Source organism: Zeaxanthinibacter sp. PT1, assembly GCF_028464225.1.
Classification (GTDB): Bacteria; Bacteroidota; Bacteroidia; order Flavobacteriales; family Flavobacteriaceae; genus Zeaxanthinibacter.
Genome location: NZ_JAQPCN010000001.1, coordinates 1,540,793 through 1,559,376 on the forward strand (window position 1 = coordinate 1,540,793; position 18,584 = coordinate 1,559,376).

Consider the following 18,584-nt stretch of genomic DNA (forward strand, 5'->3'; position numbering starts at 1 on the left):
GTCTTATACTGTTATTAACAGATCAGAGATCGTACTGTTTAATCTTGCGGTAAAGAGTCCGCTCAGAGATTCCTAGTTCAGAAGCTGCTGCCTTGCGTTTACCGCGGTTCCGTTCCAGGGATTTCTTGATGAGCTCAATCTCTTTTTCCTGTAAAGATAGGGTTTCTTCTTCTTCAATTTCTTCGGCAAAATGATACTTGTCCTCCAGGCTTGGTTCTGCCGGCCGCTCTCTTCTCAAAGGTGCAGAAGGCAAAACTTCCAAGGCAGTACTCTCTTCTTCAACAGCCTCGTCAGCATCTCCGTAAATCTTGCGGATCAGGTTCTGATTCTCCTCCTGTACCTTGTCAGAGTCGTTGTTCTTGAGCAGTTCCAGGGTAAGCTTTTTAAGGTCGTTGAGGTCGCCCTTCATATCAAATAGCACCTTGTAGAGTATTTCTCTCTCGTTGCTGAAATCTCCTTCTTTGGATTTAGGGCCTACCACAGCCGGCAGGTTAGAATCGCCTGCGTTGGGGAGGTAACTATTCAGACAGGAAAGACTTATCTCTCTGCTCTCTTCCAGTACAGAAATCTGTTCCGCAACGTTGCGCAACTGCCTGATGTTTCCCGGCCAGCGATATTTCAGCAGTAATTGTACCGCGTCATCCTCCAGTCTTATCGTAGGCATCTTGTATTTCTGAGCGAAGTCTGATGCAAATTTCCGGAAGAGCAGGTGTATGTCTGCCTGTCGTTGTCGTAGCGGGGGTATGTTTATTTCCACAGTACTGAGCCTGTAATAAAGATCTTCCCTGAATTTACCTTTTTTTATCGCTTCCAGCATATTGATATTGGTAGCCGCAACAATACGCACATTTGTTTTCTGTACCTGTGAAGACCCTACTTTCAGGAACTCACCGTTTTCCAGGACCCTTAATAAACGAACCTGTGTAGTTAGCGGCAGTTCGCCTACCTCGTCCAGGAAGATGGTGCCGCCGTCAGCCACTTCAAAATAACCATTCCTGGTTTGAGTAGCTCCTGTGAATGCCCCTTTTTCGTGTCCAAAAAGTTCACTGTCTATAGTGCCTTCAGGAATGGCGCCACAGTTGACCGCGATATACTTTGCATGTTTCCTGTGTGACAAGGAGTGGATGATCTTGGGAATGGACTCTTTACCCACGCCGCTTTCCCCGGTGACCAGCACCGATATGTCTGTAGGGGCCACCTGAATAGCTTTTTCCAGGGCACGATTCAGCTTTACATCGTTCCCGATGATCTCAAATCGTTGTTTGATGGCCTGTATAGATTCCATATCTCTTTTACTTATGTAATTGACCCCAGTAGGACTGTGACAGGGATCCGAATAATTTAAACTAAGAGGATAGTCCTACCGCTGTACCCAAGAGGGTGGCGGAAGTGCAGTCCTGAATCTCCACCATGACAAAATCCCCCACTTGGTAGGATTCCTTGGGGAAGACAACAACAGTATTCTGTGAATTGCGGCCCATCCAGTGTTCGTCGGATTTTTTGGAAACCCCTTCTATCAGTACTTCTTCGGTCTTTCCAAGGTGCTGGCGTGTACGGTAATGACTGTGGTTTAATTGCAGTTCAATAACCTCTTGCAGCCTCCTTTTTTTGATGGCCTCCGGGATGTCATCCTCCAATTTCCTGGCGGCCATGGTACCCGGTCTTTCCGAGTAGGCGAACATAAAGCCGAAATCGTATTTCACATATTCCATGAGGCTGAGGGTGTCCCGGTGATCTTCTTCGGTCTCAGTTGGGAAGCCGGTGATCATATCCATACTGATCGCACAATCCGGGATCAGTTTCCGGATGTTATCGATCATCGTAAAATACTCCTCCCTCGTATGTTGCCTGTTCATGGCTTTAAGGATACGATTACTACCGCTCTGAACTGGTAAGTGTATATAGTTGCATATGTTCTTGTAGCGCGCCATGGTCTCTATGACATCCATGGTCATGTCCTGAGGGTTAGAGGTGGAAAAACGAATGCGCATACCCGGCTGGGCTTCTGCAACAAGTTGCAGGAGGCTGGCAAAATTTACAGCGGTAGCTTTCTGCATTTCGGTGGCACGATCAAAGTCTTTTTTAAGACCACCGCCGTACCAGAGGTAACTGTCTACATTCTGTCCTAGTAGGGTGATCTCCTTGAACCCCTGTTCCCATAATTCGTTTACCTCTTTGAGAATGGATTGGGGATCCCTGCTCCTTTCCCGCCCCCTGGTGAATGGGACAACGCAGAAAGTACACATATTATCGCAGCCCCGGGTGATCGATACAAATGCTGTTACACCATTGGTGTTGAGGCGAACCGGGGCCACATCACCATAGGTCTCTTCTTTAGACAGTATAACATTTACGGCGTTACGGCCCTCGTCTATTTCGGCGATCAGGTTGGGCAGATCCTTATATGCATCCGGGCCAACAACCATATCGACAATCTTTTCCTCTTCAAGGAATTTACTCTTAAGGCGTTCTGCCATACAGCCAAGGACGCCTACCTTCATATGGGGTCTCCCTTTTTTTACCGCGTTAAATTTCTCCAACCGCTTCCTGACCGTGGTCTCTGCTTTTTCTCGTATAGAGCAGGTGTTGACCAGGACAAGATCAGCGTCTTCCAGGTTAGTGGTGGTGTCAAAACCTTCCTTAGAGAGGATGGAAGCGACAATTTCACTATCCGAGAAATTCATCTGGCAGCCATAACTTTCAATGTAAAGTTTACGGGAGTTGCCTTCCTTCTTGTCCAGGACTAATGTACTGCCCTGTTGCGATTCGTTAATTTCTTTCTCCATTACAACCGTAGATCTTCGTAAATTTCTTTGCGATGGCAAAGATAGGATTAAATCCCTGTTTATGACAATATGACAGTCAATATATTTAGGTTTTTCGCGCAACAAAGCAGGCCATATTGCATCTGTCCGAATACAAACCAAATTTTAAATAACCGATGAAAACAAAACTGATACCTCTTTTTATCGCTGCCCTTTTTATACTAATGTCTTGCAACGACAGTGAAGGGGAATACCGTGATTTCCTTGTCGCTAAGCCGGTGACCATGAGCCTGGACGAATTTAATGCCAGTGTTACGGTGATGCCTCCAAAATCCCTGGAACAGTCCGGAAAGATCTACGCCTATCAAAATTTCATATTTGTCAATGAGAAATTTAAAGGGATTCATGTGATCGATAATACGGTGCCTGAACAGCCGCAAAAGATTGGATTTATCAATATTCCGGGTAACGTTGATATTTCGGTTAAGGGGGATTTCCTGTATGCCGATAGTGTTAATGACCTGCTGGTCCTCGATATTTCACAAATGGCAGACATTACCTTGGTGAAAAGGTTGGAAAATGTGCTGAATGATAATGTGATCTGGCCTGCCGACGCCGAAATTTTCGAATATGACCAATACGACCCCAGTACCGAAGTGTTACTGGGATGGGAAGTGGTGACAGAGACAAGACTAGTGGAGGACTATAATGATAACGTGGTTTTTATGGCAGAGGCCGCTGCGGATGTAGCCACAGGACAGGGCGGGTCCCTGGCCCGGTTTAAGATCGTGGATGATTTCTTATACGCCGTGGATTCTCACTACATTAATATCTTTAACATAAGTGACCTGGATAACCCCCGGGACCTTGAGGATGTATTTGCCGGTTTCGATATCGAAACCATCTTTCATTACGAGGACAAACTGTTCCTGGGCAGTATGCGAGGCATGTATATTTACGATATTTCCAGTCCGTCAAGCCCAGTTGCAGTTTCAGAATTCCAGCATGGTACAGCCTGTGACCCTGTGGTGGTACAAGGTAATTATGCCTATGTTACCCTGAGAGGTGGAAATGGCTGTGGTGCTACGGAAAGCGGGCTTTTTATTGTAGACCTGGCCGATATCTCTCAGCCTACTTTGGCAGTTTCATATCCTATGGACCAGCCATACGGCCTCGGCGTAAGGGACAATGCTATTTATGTCTGCGATGGAGCATCAGGTTTAAAGGTATATGATCAATCGGATATTATGAACCTGGAGCAGGTACAGCATTTTTCTGATCAGACTGCTTTTGACGTGATCCCTTTGGAAGATAAATTACTGATGGTGGGTGAGGGTGTGGTGCACCAGTATGTCTACGAGGGACTGCAAATTAGATGGATCAGCAGCACGGACCTCCGCTAAGAATACCCGCCTGAATATTCTGACACCTGTGAATCCGCAGGTGTTTTTTTGTGACCGAGAAAAATGGACGGGACCGGAAATCAAAAAATTCCCATACTTTTGTGACTTCAAAAACCTCTGAATGGCAAAGAATTTAGTAATAGTAGAGTCGCCCGCTAAGGCAAAAACCATCGAAAAGTTCCTGGGTAAGGATTTTAAGGTTACCTCCAGTTTTGGACATATTGCAGACCTTCCTACCAAAGAACTAGGCGTGGATGTGGAGAAAGACTTTACTCCTAAATATATAGTAGATAAGGAAAAGAAGGCGCTGGTTAAGAACCTTAAGGAATTAGCATCTAAAGCAGAACTGATCTGGCTTGCCAGTGATGAAGACCGGGAAGGAGAAGCCATTTCATGGCATCTGGCAGAAACTTTAAAGCTTGATAAAGATAAGACCCGGAGGATTGTTTTTAATTCCATTACCAAGAATGCCATACAGAAGGCTATAGAAAATCCGCGGGATATTAATTATGACCTGGTAAATGCTCAACAGGCCAGGCGTGTTTTGGACAGGCTTGTGGGGTATGAATTGTCTCCTGTGCTATGGAAGAAAATAAAACCCGGCCTTTCTGCAGGAAGGGTACAATCTGTTGCCGTGCGCCTGATCGTAGAACGGGAACGGGATATTGAAGGATTTACACCGGTAGCATCTTTCCGGGTTGCTGCAGAATTCACTACCGCTAAGGGCGAGGTGTTTACGGCAAAGCTGAATACTACTTTTGAAAGTAAGGAAGAAGCTGAAGAATTCCTGAAAAAGAATATAGGGTCTGAATATAAGATTGACAGCCTGGATACCAAACCGGCCAAAAAATCACCTGCGGCACCTTTTACAACCTCCACCTTACAACAGGAAGCTGCAAGGAAATTATACTTTTCTGTTTCCAGGACCATGCAGGTGGCACAACGCTTGTATGAAGCCGGGCATATTACTTATATGAGAACCGATAGTGTTAACCTTTCCGGGGAGGCCATAGAATCTGCCAAGGAAGCGATTATTGAAAACTACGGGGAAAAATACAGCAAGGTCAGGAACTACAAAGGGAAATCTAAAGGAGCCCAGGAAGCTCATGAAGCGATCCGACCGACCGACATGAAGAACCAATCACCTAACCTGGACAGGGACCAATCTAAATTGTACGAACTGATCTGGATGCGAACCCTTGCTTCCCAGATGAGTGATGCACAGTTAGAGCGGACCAATGTGAAGATCGCCAGTGATAAACACGAGCAGCTTTTCACTGCAAACGGGGAGGTGATCAAATTTGATGGTTTTCTTAAAGTATACCTGGAGGGTAAGGATGAAGAAGACCTGGCCGAAGAGCAGGAAGGAATGCTGCCGGCAATGAAATTAGGAGAAGCTCTTAATAATAATCATATAACAGCCACCCAGCGATTCACCAGGGCTCCTTACCGTTATACAGAGGCGTCTCTTGTAAAGAAACTGGAAGAGCTCGGTATAGGAAGACCGTCTACCTATGCACCGACGATATCAACTATCCAGAACAGGGGATATGTTGAAAAGGGGAGTATAGACGGTACAGAGCGTAAATATGTACAGCTAGAACTGAGATCAGAAGAACTGAAATCAAAAACCCTGACCGAAACAGTAGGATCTGATAAAGGAAAACTAGTTCCTACAGATATAGGTATTGTAGTAAATGATTTCCTTGTCAGTCATTTCTCGGGTATCCTGGACTATAATTTTACGGCTAAGGTTGAAAAAGATTTTGATGAAATCGCCGCCGGTGAGGAAGACTGGCAGAAGGTGATGAAGAACTTCTATAAGGATTTTCACCCCAAGGTACAGGATGTAGAAGAAAACGCCGAACGTGCCAGCGGGGAGCGTGTGTTGGGTACCGATCCTAAATCCGGAAGGCAAGTTTCTGTAAGGTTGGGCCGGTTTGGCCCTATGGTACAGATAGGTACCGTAGAAGAGGAAGAGAAACCTCAATTTGCCAGCCTGTTACCGCACCAGTCCATTACGACCCTCACTTTTGAAGAGGCCATGGAGCTTTTTAAGCTTCCGAGAAGCCTGGGTGAATACAAAGGAGAGGAAGTGGAAGCTAATGTCGGGAGGTATGGTCCTTACGTGAGGTACGGAAAGAAATTTGTATCACTGGGAAAAGATGAAAGTGCGTTTGATGTAGATTTTGACCGGGCTATTGAACTCATTAAAGAAAAGGAAAAGGCCGATGCGCCTATCGCCTCCTATGAAGATAAGGAAGTTACTAAGGGTAAGGGGAGATTTGGTCCTTTTATCAAGTGGGATGGGATGTTCATCAACGTAAATAAAAAGTACGATTTTGACAACCTTTCGCAGGAAGATATCGAGGAGCTGATTGAGGCTAAGAAGAAGAAGGAAGCCGAAAAGGTGGTCGTAGATTGGTCCGAGGAAAATATTCGTATAGAAAAGGCCAGGTGGGGCCGGCATAATATCATCCAGGGTAAGATCAAGGTAGAACTTACCAAGGATGTGGATCCTACCAAAATGACGCTGGAAGAGGCCAAGGAGTTATTGGAAAAGAAAAAACCCAAGAAAAAAGCCGCTAAAAAAACATCTAAAAAAACAAAAGGTTAGTCCTGCAATATGGCGTTTGATTTCCTCATCCCGGTAAGTGACAAAGTTCTGGCTCATTGCGAGTTGTTGCCTCCCCAGGCTCTTGGAAAGAACATCAATAAACATACCACTCGTCATGGTTTACCCGTGCTCGCTAATGTGTCTTTTGCGATTCTCGGGGTAAATGAATCCCGGAATGCCTTTGAAAAAAAACCGGAAGCCCTGGATATTTCCCAGATCCGCCTGCAGCTGTACCAGCTTATGATGGGAAACTGGAATGCTTCTATCGTAGACCTGGGCGACCTTAACGAAGGCGAAACGGTAGAGGACACTTATTTCGTGGTTAAAGAAATCGTAGCCGGTTTGCTGGAAGAGGATATCATTCCAATTGTGATCGGGGCTACCCAGGATATTACTTACCCTACCTATAGGGCTTTTGACGGGATAAGGAACATGGTCAACCTGGTTTCTGTAGATAGCCGGTTCGACTTTGGTGCTGACGAGGAGCTCATCTCTTCTAATTCGTATATGAGTAAGATCATCACGGATAAACCTAATAACCTATTCAATTTCTCTAACCTGGGCTACCAGAGTTATTTTAACAGCCAGGAAGAGATAGACCTGATGGAAAAACTCTTCTTTGACGCCTATCGTTTAGGAGAGATCACTTCGGATATAAGCCTGGCAGAGCCGGTGCTTCGTAATGCCAACATTCTCAGCCTGGATGCACGGGCGATCATGGCCAGTGACCTGGGAACCACTTCCCCTAACTTTTCCCCCAATGGCTTTAATGGACGCGAGATCTGCGCCATTGCACGCTATGCGGGAATAAGCGATAATCTTTCGGTCTTCGGCATATACGAATGCGAGAATAATATACAATCCTTCCAATTGGTGGCCCAGATCATCTGGTATTTTATGGAAGGCTTTAATTACCGAATAAAAGAAACTCCAAGTGCACGGAACAATGACTTCACTAAGTTCAATGTGCCAACCGAGACAGATCAACTGGTCTTTTACAAAAGCCATCTTACCGAAAGATGGTGGGTAGAAGTACCATCTCTGTTTACTTCGGATACTAAAACCAATTCACCTGCGTTATTACCCTGCACCGAACAGGACTATCTGGATGCTTGCGACCAGAATATCCCTGAAAGGTGGTTCAAAGCCTACAAGAAGGGCTTTAACTAAATGATCATTATTTTTTTGTGGCGCACCATTTTACACAATAAATCGCATAAAATGCAGTTTTAGTGAATAATGCATTTCGTTACTGTGAATTGTCTTAATCGAAATTTAACCTAGAGTATGAAGAAGCTATTGTTAATCCCTATAGCGTTTGTTTTTTTGTTATCCAGCTGCGGGTCCAAGTCCAAAGGCGAGCTGGTTGGGGTACAGGGGAAAAAGTGGCACCCGGAAAAGCCCTATGGAATGGAATTGATTCCCCGTGGTGCTTTTATCATGGGTAAGCAGGACGAAGATGTAGCCAAGGTCTACAACGCGCCGACCAAGACCGTTACCGTTCGATCCTTTTACATGGATGATACCGAGATCACCAACAGTGAATACAGGCAGTTCGTAGAATGGGTTAAAGACTCAATCGTACGAAGCAGGCTTGCAATTCTTGCTGATGAATTAGGTCTTACCCCGGAAGATGGTGGTATCGGGGAGTATTCATTTAAATCTGCCGACACGACCAAGATGTCTGTCTACGAGCGTTATATGCTGGACAATTATGCGGGGCTGGGTGAAACCGGTTATGAAGGATACGCTCTTAATAGAGATGAGGAGCTTATCTGGGACACCAGTGATTACCCGGACGAATACTATACCGAGGTTATGGACTCCATGTACATTCCTGAAGAGGAGTCGTACAATGGACAACGCATGATCGATGTAAAGAAATTAAAGTATAAATATACCTGGATGGATATCCAGGAAGCTGCAAGAGCGAGGGAACAAGGGCGTAAGCCTTTTATCAAGCAGGAGGAGATAGAGATTTACCCGGATACCACGGTTTGGATCAGGGATTTTGAATACTCCTATAACGAGCCCATGCACAATGACTATTTCTGGCACGATGCTTATAGTGATTACCCTGTAGTAGGAGTATCCTGGCAACAAGCTAAAGCTTTCTGTAACTGGAGAACTAAATTTAAGAACGATGACCAGAAAAGTCGCGGGAAACAATTCGTGAACCAGTTCCGTCTGCCAACTGAAGCAGAATGGGAATACGCAGCAAGGGGTGGAATAGAAGGAGGAACATACCCTTGGGGTGGACCTTATGTGATCAGTGATACCGGTTGTTTCATGGCCAACTTTAAGCCGCAACGAGGCGATTATGCCGCTGATGCTGCCCTGTACACTGTGGAGGCGAAGTCTTACGAGCCTAATGATTTTAACTTGTACAACATGGCCGGTAACGTAGCAGAATGGACTAACTCTAGCTACTACCCGGGATCATACGAGTACGCATCGACCATGAACCCTAATGCTGAGGATGGAAAGAATACCCGCAAAGTGATCCGTGGAGGGTCCTGGAAAGACGTGGCTTATTTCCTGCAGGTGAGTACCAGGGATTATGAATACAAGGATTCCGCAAGAAGTTATATCGGATTCCGAACTGTACAGGATTATATGGGAGAAGAGGATTCTACCCAGTAAACCTGTAAATCAACCAAGTAACCAAATACTTATTATAACCTAATTTTTTAAATCAACATTATGGCACAGTCAAAGTCAACTAAGAAATTATTCAACATGGCCTACGGCCTTGGAGCGTCGGTGGTGATCATCGGTGCCTTATTTAAGATCCTTCACTGGGAGTTTGGTCCCCTGACAGGAGGATTACTGCTCGCGATCGGTCTGATCACGGAAGCCCTTATCTTCGCCATCAGTGCATTTGAGCCTGTAGACGATGAGTATGATTGGTCCCTGGTATACCCGGAACTTTCCGGTGGAGCTGCCTCAGGTAGGGCCAATGAAGCCCAGGAAGCCCAAATGGCCGAAGGAATGTTATCGCGCAAACTGGATGAATTGCTGAAAGAAGCAAATATCGATGCAGAGCTGTTTGACAGCCTAGGTAACAGTATCCGCAATTTTGAAGGTGCTGCCAAAGGAATTGCTCCTACAGCCGATGCCATTGAGCATACTAAAAAATACTCTAGCGAGCTCTCTACAGCCGCAGAGCAGATGGAATCCCTGAACAGCCTGTATAAGGTTCAGTTAGAGAGTGCTAGTCGTCAAGCTTCTATCAATGAAGAAGTGGTACAGAACGCTGGTGCATTAAAAGAGCAAATGGAGTCGCTGGCATCTAACCTGTCTTCGCTGAATGGCGTTTACGGAGGTATGCTGACCGCCATGAACAGAAACTAATTAGTTTTTTCTTTTAACCCAAATCAATTAATCAACAAAACTAATTAGAAAACATGGCAGGAGGAAAAGCAACACCACGTCAGAAGATGATCAACCTTATGTACTTGATCTTCATCGCAATGCTGGCGTTAAATATGAGTAAAGAAGTACTCGCCGCTTTCGGTCTTATGAACGAAAAGATGGAGGCTTCTAACGTAAAGACCTCGGAAACCAACACGGCTTTCCTGGGGAATTTAGAGACAAAAGCAGCCGAAAACGAGGAGAAATACGGACCCTTGTACCAGGATGCAATCAAGATCAAGCAATTATCCGAGTCTTACTACAACTACCTGGAAGACATCAAGACTAACATGATGGAAGGGATAGAAGATCCTAAGGATTACGTGGTAATGGACAAGTCGGACTACCTTGACCAGAAATTCTTCCAGGGAGATAACCTGGCCCCGGAAGGGAAAGAATTTATGAAGCGGTTGAACGACTACCGCGACCAGGTGGTATCTATTTTGCCTGATGAAATGGGCGAAGTTAAATCGCTGGTTAAGGCAAAGTTTGAAACCGGTGATGCTAACGGCAAAGTAGAACGTCGTGACGGTGTCAAAGTAGATTGGATCAACTATCACTATGAAGGCTTCCCTATGGTAGCTTCCCTGACTAAGTTGACCGCATTACAGGCTGACATCCGTGAAACTGAGCAAACAGCCCTGAAAGCAATGTTGCAAGGGCAGTTGACTGCTGAGGTTTCAATGACCAATTATTCAACCCTGTTGCAGCAAGAAAAGTCTGCTTTTTACTCGGGCGAGAAATTTGAAGGAAGTATTGTTCTTGGACGGACTGACAACTCTACTAAGCCCGACAGGGCAGAGCTTACCCTGGATGGCAGGAAACTGCAGGAAGGTAAGGACTTCGTTTACGAAGGCGGAGGAGTCAAAATGCTAGTGAGTGCCGGTAATCCTGGTGATCACAAGATTGAAGGAAAGCTGATATTTAAGCAGGATGGAAAAGAAGTTGAGGTACCCGTATCATCAACCTTTGCCACCATCAGCAAGCCTAATGCAGCTGTGATTGCTGCAGATAAGATGAACGTGGTCTATCGCGGGGTTGCAAACCCTATGACCATCTCTATCCCCGGTGTCCCTGACAACAGGGTGAGTGCGTCGGCTCCTGGTTTATCAAAGAGAAGTGGAAGCCAGTACGTAATGAACCCGGGTACGGGAAGAACTGTGACAATCGTTGCTTCAGGTGTTTTGCCCGATGGGCAGAAGATCAATACGCCTGCAGAATTCAGGATCAAGGATATCCCAAGACCATCCGGTTCTATCAGGGGTGAATCCGGAAGTGTCACCATGCCTAGAAACAACCTGGAGATCTCTACGGTTGGGGCTATGCTAGAAGATTTTGACTTTGACCTTAACCTTGCGGTTAGTGGGTTTAAGTTTAAAGTTCCGGGGCAGCCTACGGTAATCGTTAACGGAAATAAACTGGACGACAGGGCTAAATCTGCCTTGAAACGTGCCGGACGTGGCGATGCAGTTCAGATCTTTGATATTGAGGCCTACATCACAAATAATAAGACCTACAAATTGAAGAAAGTGTCTCCCGTAATCGTGGAGCTCTCAAACTAAGAATAGTTAAATTAAAGTATATGAATTGGAAGAATGTTTTATTGGTAGGAGCAGTGGCTCTTCTCCCGATCTCAATCTCAGCACAGGCAAACATCCTGAATGCCAAGAAGCCGGAAGAGATCGGTAAGAAAACCGAAGCTCAGATTGCAGCCGATAATGATACCCCACTACAATATGGTTATGTGGACGACAGGGATATTCTCTGGTCCAAAACCATCTGGGAGGTCATTGACCTTGATGAGCGGGTAAATTTCCCCTTGTATTATCCTCTGGACACCATCAACATTGGGTCAGACAGGCGATCGCTCTACGATGTGCTGATAAAGCATATCAAAACCGGGGAGCTTACAGATGTGTATGTAGACTCCTATTTTACGGAAAAACGTAAGTTCAGTGACCTGGAAGCTACCTTGAAAAAGGTAGATACCACAGACCTGGGATACGAGCAGATCAATGCCGGGGAGCAGTTATCGCCGGAATACATTAACAGGAGAGAACTCACTGCTGCAGACATCGAGGAATACAGGATCAAAGGGATCTGGTATTTTGACAAGAGGCAGGGAGAACTGAAATACCGTCTGCTGGGGATTGCCCCGGTAGCACCTGACGTGAACTTCATAGACGATGAGTCTATGGCTCCGGAAGATGCTTTGGTAGAGCTGTTCTGGGTTTGGTTCCCGAGTGCCAGGGAGATCCTGCATAAAGCAAAGGTTTTTAACCAGCGAAACTCGGCTCAGCCTATCTCTTTTGACATGCTGCTTAATGCGCGTAGGTTTAACGGGGTCATCTATAAAGAAGACAACGTTCACGGAGATCGTGAGATTGATCAGTACATCGCAGAAAATGCCTTGTTCCAGTTGCTAGAGTCCCAGCGTATCAACGAAGCGATCAGGGATCGCGAACAGGATATGTGGGCCTACTAATTAGGTTATAAATGTAGAATATTCCAATTCGTAATAGATAAGAACCCCGGCAAAGCCGGGGTTTTTTTATTTGTGGTCTGGGCCTCTTTATTCTTCTCAATACTATGCACTGCTCCCGGCTTTAACTAAATTTGCCGTATGATCGATTATATAGTCGTTGGATTGGGCCTGGCCGGTATCACTTTCTGTGAAACCCTTGCTAGGCATGGGAGGAGTTTCGCAGTGGTGGATGACGATTCTCAGCAAGCGTCCAAGGTTGCCGGGGGGCTGTATAACCCGGTGGTGTTAAAGCGATTTAACCCGGTGTGGATGGCGGGTGAGCAGTTAGAATTCGCACTTCCTTTTTACAAGGAACTGGAGGATAAATTAGCTGTTAAATTGTTGTACCCATCCCGTATCAAAAGACGCTTTGCTACCATAGATGAGCAGAACCAGTGGTTTGAAGCTAGTGATCATCCGCGTCTTAAAAATGTGCTGCTCCAGCAATTGCAGGCCAATACCAATCCTAAAATTGCTGCACCTTACGGTTTTGGAATTGTACAACAGAGCGGGCGGTTAGATACTTCTCTTTTAATTGCGAGATATGCTGAGTTGCTGAGAAAACAAGGCCAACTAATTAGAGAATCATTCTTCTTTGATGAATTGCAGATTCTCGCGGAAGGTGTTCAGTACAAGCAACTAAAAGCCAGGCGAATCGTCTTCGCCACCGGGTTCGGGCTTGTGCAAAATCCGTATTTCAATTACCTGCCCATTCAAGGGTCTAAAGGAGAATATGTAAGGATTTATTGCCCGGATCTGCAGGAAACAGAGATACTTAAAGGTGCTTTTTTTGTGCTGCCGGAAGGAAACGATGAATACCTTGTCGGAGCTACCTATTCTTGGAATGACTTAGAGAATACACCCACAGCAAAAGCTAGGCAGGAGTTGATAGAGAAACTGGACAGGATACTGAACTGTGACTACAAGCTAATTGGCCAGCAGGCAGGAATTCGCCCTACTGTTACAGACCGAAAACCGCTGGTAGGCAGGCATCCTGTACATAATGACCTGTATGTACTGAACGGCTTTGGCTCCAGGGGAGTCATGATCGGTCCCTGGGCAGCTGATTTATTGTATAGGAATATTGAGGCAGGAGACCCTTTACCGGCAGAAATAGACCTGTCCAGGTTTAAAAAGAAATACTTCGAGGCCGGTCAGGCAAGGCGAGGATCGTAATGGATAAACAGGTTGATCCAGATATTCCTGGAAAGACGGATGATCACCGGCATAAAAACTACCAAGGTGATGAAAATAGCTATAAAAGTTTGTACCAGGGAAGCATTCAGAATCAAGAAAGCGATCACGAATGCCGCCACACCAAAGGCGATACCTACCCCATAACTCACGTACATGGCTCCGTAAAAAAAGGACGGTTCTATCTTATAGCGCGTGCCACAATGGGAGCAACGCTCGTTCATTTTAAAAAGGGTGCCCGGGTTATACGGATTCTTTACCTCGTACATGCTTTCATGATGACATTTGGGACAACTTCCTGTTAAAATGCTGTATAGTTTGTTTCCTTTTTTTAACATTTGCAAAAATTTACACAAAGGTAAACATTAACAGTGTTTTACCTATAACAAAGTTTACAATTGCATGCTCAACGTTCATAATTTATCAGTTGCCTTCGGTGGAGAATACCTCTTTGAAGAAATAGCCTTCCGGTTAAACCCGGGGGACCGTGTCGGGCTGATCGGGAAGAACGGGGCAGGTAAGTCAACTTTATTAAAACTCCTCGCCAAGGACCAGGCACCTGATTCCGGTACATTGGCCACAGACAAGGATGTTCGTATTGGTTTCTTAAGGCAGGATATTGATTTTGAGGCCGGGCGTACCGTTCTGGAAGAAGCACACCAGGCTTTTTACGAGATCAAGGAAGTAGAGGGGAAGTTAGAGCACATCAACCAGCAATTGGCAGAGCGTACGGATTACGAAAGTGACTCCTACAACCAGCTGATCATCGATCTGAACGACCTCACCCATCGATTCGAAATCCTGGGAGGGTATAATTACGAAGGTGATACAGAAAAGATCCTGCGGGGGCTTGGCTTTACCCGCGAGGATTTCAGCAAACAGACCGATACATTTTCAGGGGGATGGCGGATGCGATTAGAGTTAGCTAAGCTTCTGTTACAGAAACACGATATTCTTTTACTGGATGAGCCTACTAACCACCTGGACATTGAATCCATTCTGTGGTTAGAACAATTCCTGAAATCATTCCCGGGGGCAGTGGTCATCGTTTCTCACGATAAGATGTTCCTCGATAATGTTACCAACCGAACTATCGAGATTTCCCTGGGCCGGATTTACGATTATAATAAGCCTTATTCAGAGTTCCTGTTACTTCGTGACGAAGTTAGAGAACAACAACTGAATGCACAGAAAAACCAGGAAAAGGAAATACAACAGGCCGAGCGTTTGATAGAGAAATTCCGTGCCAAGTCGTCCAAAGCGTCTATGGCCCAGTCCCTGATCAAGAAACTGGATAAGATGGACCGTATCGAGGTTGATGGTACGGATAATGCCGTTATGAATCTTCGTTTCCCGGTTTCCGTAAACCCGGGGAAAGTGGTAGCTGAAATTGAAGGTTTATCCAAAAGCTATGGTAGTAAAACCGTGCTGAAGAATATTGACCTCCTCATTGAAAGGAATAGTAAAACAGCTTTTGTTGGACAGAACGGACAAGGAAAGTCTACCCTGGCCAAGATCATGGTGGGGGAACTGGAGTACGAAGGAAAGATGAAGCTGGGGCATAATGTGCAAATCGGTTATTTTGCCCAGAACCAGGCCGAATATCTGGACGGTAATAAAACCGTTCTGGATACGATGATCGATGCGGCCAATGAGAAGAACAGGAGTAAAGTCCGCGATATCCTCGGGGCCTTTCTCTTCCGGGGTGAGGAAGTAGAAAAATATGTCAAGGTCTTATCCGGAGGTGAAAGGAACAGGCTTGCATTAGCCAAGTTGCTGTTACAACCCTTTAATGTGCTGGTGATGGATGAGCCTACCAACCACCTTGATATTGCATCGAAGAGTGTATTAAAAGAAGCATTGCAACATTTTGAAGGCACCCTTATCCTGGTGTCCCACGACCGGGATTTTCTTCAGGGGCTCACCAATAAAGTATATGAGTTTAAGAATCATAAGATCAAGGAATACCTGGGGGATATCAACTTCTACCTAGAAGAGCGTAAGGCCGAAGACTTCAGGGCTATTGAGAAAAAGGACCCGGTTAAAGAAAAGCAAAAAGAAAAACCGGCTGCAGCTGCTGATCATGAACAGCAGAAAAAAGAACGTTCGCTGAATAATCAATTGAGCGGGGTGGAGAGTAAGATCGCAGCCTTAGAAAAGGAAATTGCCGAAATAGATCAAGAATTGCTGATAAATTACGATGAGACCATAGCCCGCCCTGATTTCTTCGAGAAGTATCAATCCAAGAAAAAAACAGTTGAAAAGCTGATGAAGGAATGGGAAAAAATTACCTTAGATCTCGAAAAACTCACGTCTGCCTAGCAAAAACCAGGGGGCTTAAACGCGTTTCACCACAGAAAAGCCTGTCTTCACAACAAAGTTGAACCGTTCAACGACAAAAAGTATTATCTCCGGGACGAAGTGCGTATTTTTGTTTGTAGGGTAATTCCTAATTGAAATAGCAGTAAGCATATTTTCTCTAATCTCAAATCGTCATGATTAAAAAGATAGTACTCTTATTAGTATTCCTGGTAGGCGCAGGTCAACTGACTTCTGCCAAAGTTTCTCGTGCTGAAAAGAAAGCACTGATCGATTTGTATGAAAGTACAAATGGATTGCATTGGGTAAAGAAATGGGACCTGGACAAGGACATCGAGGAATGGTACGGCGTCAGTGTTGAAGATAACCACGTAGTTGGCATCAACTTGTTCCGGAATAACCTTATGGGGCCACTGCCGGAAAGTATCTCTTCATTAAAATACCTCAAGGTGCTGAACCTTGCATTCAACCATATAACCGGGGAGATTCCACAGAATATAGTAGCCCTGGAAAACCTGGAAGTGCTGAAACTTGAAATGAACCGAATTAAAGGAGAAATTCCTTCAGAGATCGGTCGTTTAAAAAATCTACAGGAATTGACCGCTTTTAATAATTTTATTGAGGGAAGAATTCCACAGAGTATCGGGGAGATTTCCCAGTTGAGAACACTGAACCTCTCTAGTAATATGCTCAGGGGAGAAATACCTTCTTCTATAGGCAAGCTCGCCAATCTGGAAAGGTTAGGCTTGTTTGAAAATACCCTATTTGGTGAGATTCCGGCAGAGATGGGACAACTCTCTATGTTAAAAGAGTTAGTGCTTTCCAATAACGGGCTTGGAGGATCGATCCCAGCGGAATTCGGACAATTGGCGAGCCTGGAGATCCTGCAACTGCAGAATAATTCTTTTAATTCCTTTGAAGGCTTAGATCAGATGAACCAAAACCAGTTCCTGGTTTTTGATTACGACAAAAAAGATGATAAACTCGAGTTTAAGGATGTGGACTTCTCAAGGACGAGAATGGCCGATACTAAGTTCGAAGATGATGAGATAGACGAGTAAAACCTTTTATTATAGTTCTGTTACTGAAAAAGACACCCTGGGGTGTCTTTTTTATTTGTGCTTGAGAAGATGAATTCATTTAAGATTTATTTAACTAAAGTCCCTTAAACTATTGGATAGTTTTACCGTCTAACCGGTAAGTGAATCAGCCTGATGAATACTAGAAAAATATTGCTTTCCATTCTTGGAGGTGTAGTAATTTTGCTATCCTTCTACCTTGCCAACTCTATCATTAAAAGTAAGACCACTCCGCGCCCCACCCCTGAAAAAGTGGTCAAAACGGTTTTCACCGATACGGTGGTCAATGGTATTGTACCCATAGTAGTGCCTGCCAATGGAAACTTGGTAGCAAAGAGACGAGTTGAACTATTTTCTGAAGTGCAGGGGATCTTCAGGCCGGGGAGTAAATTATACCGCCCCGGGCAGACCTACCGGGCCGGAGAAACCATGATCCGCATAGACGCACAGGAATACCGGGCCAGTGTGCAATCCGCTAAAAGCAACCTGTACAACCTGATCACCTCAATTATGCCCGATTTAAGGCTGGATTATCCCGAGATCTCCGGGAAGTGGCAGGAATATCTGAATAATTTTGATATGGAACGGCCGACCCCTGAACTGCCGGAGCTAAGTACGGAAAAAGAAAAATACTTCATCAGTGGGCGAGGGATACTGACAAACTATTACAATGTGAAGAACATGGAGCAAAGACTTGGCAAGTACAGCATTCAAGCTCCTTTCGCAGGTGTACTTACCGAAGCCCCGGTTACGGAGGGAACTTTGATCAGGGCAGGACAGAAGTTGGGCGAATTCATTAATACCGGGACTTACGAACTGGAGGTTGCCATCAGCAAAACTTTTAGCGATTTACTAAGGGTTGGGGAGGAGGTAAACCTCAGTAATTTGGACGGAAGCGAGACCTATAAAGGTAAAGTATCCCGGATCAATGCACGAGTAGAACAGGGGTCACAGACCATTACCGCTTTTATTGAAGTGAATGACTCGCAACTCAGGGAAGGAATGTACCTGGAAGCACTCCTGGACGCAAGGAATGAAGAGGATGCCATCGAGATAGACCGATCGCTCTTGCTGGAGAATGACCGTATATTTATCGTCAGGGATTCCATCCTGGATTACATAGATGTGGATCCAATTTATTTTACGGATAAGAAAGTGGTTTTAAAGGATGTTCCAAACGGTACAACCATCATTTCCAAACCGGTTGTTGGCGCCTATGCTGGTATGCTGGTAAAGGTTTACGAAGAGAAGCAGGAGTAGCAATAAGCG

14 protein-coding genes are annotated in these 18,584 nt (G+C 45.2%); 11 read left to right on the forward strand and 3 right to left on the reverse strand.

All coding sequences use genetic code 11. From position 1 onward, the window contains the following. Positions 1-22: 22 nt before the first annotated feature. Positions 23-1,285, reverse strand: a complete 1,263-nt coding sequence (locus tag PP178_RS06755; protein WP_272593546.1) for a sigma-54 interaction domain-containing protein — start codon at positions 1,283-1,285, stop codon at positions 23-25. Between the two features lie 61 nt (positions 1,286-1,346). Continuing rightward, on the reverse strand, positions 1,347-2,786 hold the full coding sequence (miaB, locus tag PP178_RS06760) for a tRNA (N6-isopentenyl adenosine(37)-C2)-methylthiotransferase MiaB (RefSeq protein ID WP_272593547.1): 1,440 nt from the start codon (positions 2,784-2,786) through the stop codon (positions 1,347-1,349). A gap of 155 nt (positions 2,787-2,941) precedes the next feature. Between miaB and PP178_RS06765 the strand changes: the two genes are divergently transcribed. From PP178_RS06765 to PP178_RS06800, 8 genes are all read left to right on the forward strand, one after another. Then, entirely contained in the window at positions 2,942-4,168 is a 1,227-nt protein-coding gene (locus PP178_RS06765; RefSeq protein WP_272593548.1) for an LVIVD repeat-containing protein, read from the forward strand. Positions 4,169-4,289: 121 nt separating this feature from the next. Next, positions 4,290-6,785, forward strand: coding sequence for a type I DNA topoisomerase (gene topA, locus PP178_RS06770; protein ID WP_272593549.1), 2,496 nt, complete (start codon positions 4,290-4,292; stop codon positions 6,783-6,785). A 9-nt stretch (positions 6,786-6,794) separates the two neighbouring features. Further along, the gene (locus tag PP178_RS06775; RefSeq protein ID WP_272593550.1) at positions 6,795-7,955 is read left to right on the forward strand and encodes a formimidoylglutamase; all 1,161 of its coding nucleotides are present in this window, start codon (positions 6,795-6,797) and stop codon (positions 7,953-7,955) included. 117 nt (positions 7,956-8,072) lie between these two features. Next, the gene (gene porK, locus PP178_RS06780; protein WP_272593551.1) at positions 8,073-9,428 is read left to right on the forward strand and encodes a type IX secretion system lipoprotein PorK/GldK; all 1,356 of its coding nucleotides are present in this window, start codon (positions 8,073-8,075) and stop codon (positions 9,426-9,428) included. 60 nt (positions 9,429-9,488) lie between these two features. Further along, on the forward strand, positions 9,489-10,139 hold the full coding sequence (porL, locus tag PP178_RS06785) for a type IX secretion system motor protein PorL/GldL (protein ID WP_272593552.1): 651 nt from the start codon (positions 9,489-9,491) through the stop codon (positions 10,137-10,139). Positions 10,140-10,192: 53 nt separating this feature from the next. Further along, on the forward strand, positions 10,193-11,761 hold the full coding sequence (gene porM, locus PP178_RS06790; protein WP_272593553.1) for a type IX secretion system motor protein PorM/GldM: 1,569 nt from the start codon (positions 10,193-10,195) through the stop codon (positions 11,759-11,761). Between the two features lie 20 nt (positions 11,762-11,781). Further along, positions 11,782-12,684, forward strand: a complete 903-nt coding sequence (gene porN / locus PP178_RS06795; protein ID WP_272593554.1) for a type IX secretion system ring protein PorN/GldN — start codon at positions 11,782-11,784, stop codon at positions 12,682-12,684. A gap of 138 nt (positions 12,685-12,822) precedes the next feature. Further along, positions 12,823-13,899 (forward strand): NAD(P)/FAD-dependent oxidoreductase, encoded by a 1,077-nt coding sequence (locus PP178_RS06800; RefSeq protein ID WP_272593555.1) that lies wholly within the window; start codon positions 12,823-12,825, stop codon positions 13,897-13,899. On the opposite strand, the gene PP178_RS06805 is transcribed toward PP178_RS06800, so the two are convergent. Further along, positions 13,878-14,255 carry a DUF983 domain-containing protein gene (locus PP178_RS06805; protein WP_272593556.1) on the reverse strand — a complete coding sequence of 126 codons (378 nt, stop codon included), beginning with the start codon at positions 14,253-14,255 and terminating at the stop codon, positions 13,878-13,880. The two genes, PP178_RS06800 and PP178_RS06805, sit on opposite strands and share 22 nt — an antisense overlap. A 64-nt stretch (positions 14,256-14,319) precedes the next feature. Between PP178_RS06805 and PP178_RS06810 the strand changes: the two genes are divergently transcribed. The 3 genes from PP178_RS06810 to PP178_RS06820 all read left to right on the forward strand — a co-directional run bounded on the left by PP178_RS06810 (position 14,320) and on the right by PP178_RS06820 (position 18,575). Then, positions 14,320-16,239 (forward strand): ABC-F family ATP-binding cassette domain-containing protein, encoded by a 1,920-nt coding sequence (locus PP178_RS06810; RefSeq protein WP_272593557.1) that lies wholly within the window; start codon positions 14,320-14,322, stop codon positions 16,237-16,239. A 173-nt stretch (positions 16,240-16,412) separates the two neighbouring features. Then, on the forward strand, positions 16,413-17,297 hold the full coding sequence (locus tag PP178_RS06815) for a leucine-rich repeat domain-containing protein (RefSeq protein WP_272593558.1): 885 nt from the start codon (positions 16,413-16,415) through the stop codon (positions 17,295-17,297). Positions 17,298-17,450: 153 nt separating this feature from the next. Beyond that, positions 17,451-18,575 (forward strand): efflux RND transporter periplasmic adaptor subunit, encoded by a 1,125-nt coding sequence (locus tag PP178_RS06820; protein ID WP_272593559.1) that lies wholly within the window; start codon positions 17,451-17,453, stop codon positions 18,573-18,575. Positions 18,576-18,584 lie beyond the last annotated feature (9 nt).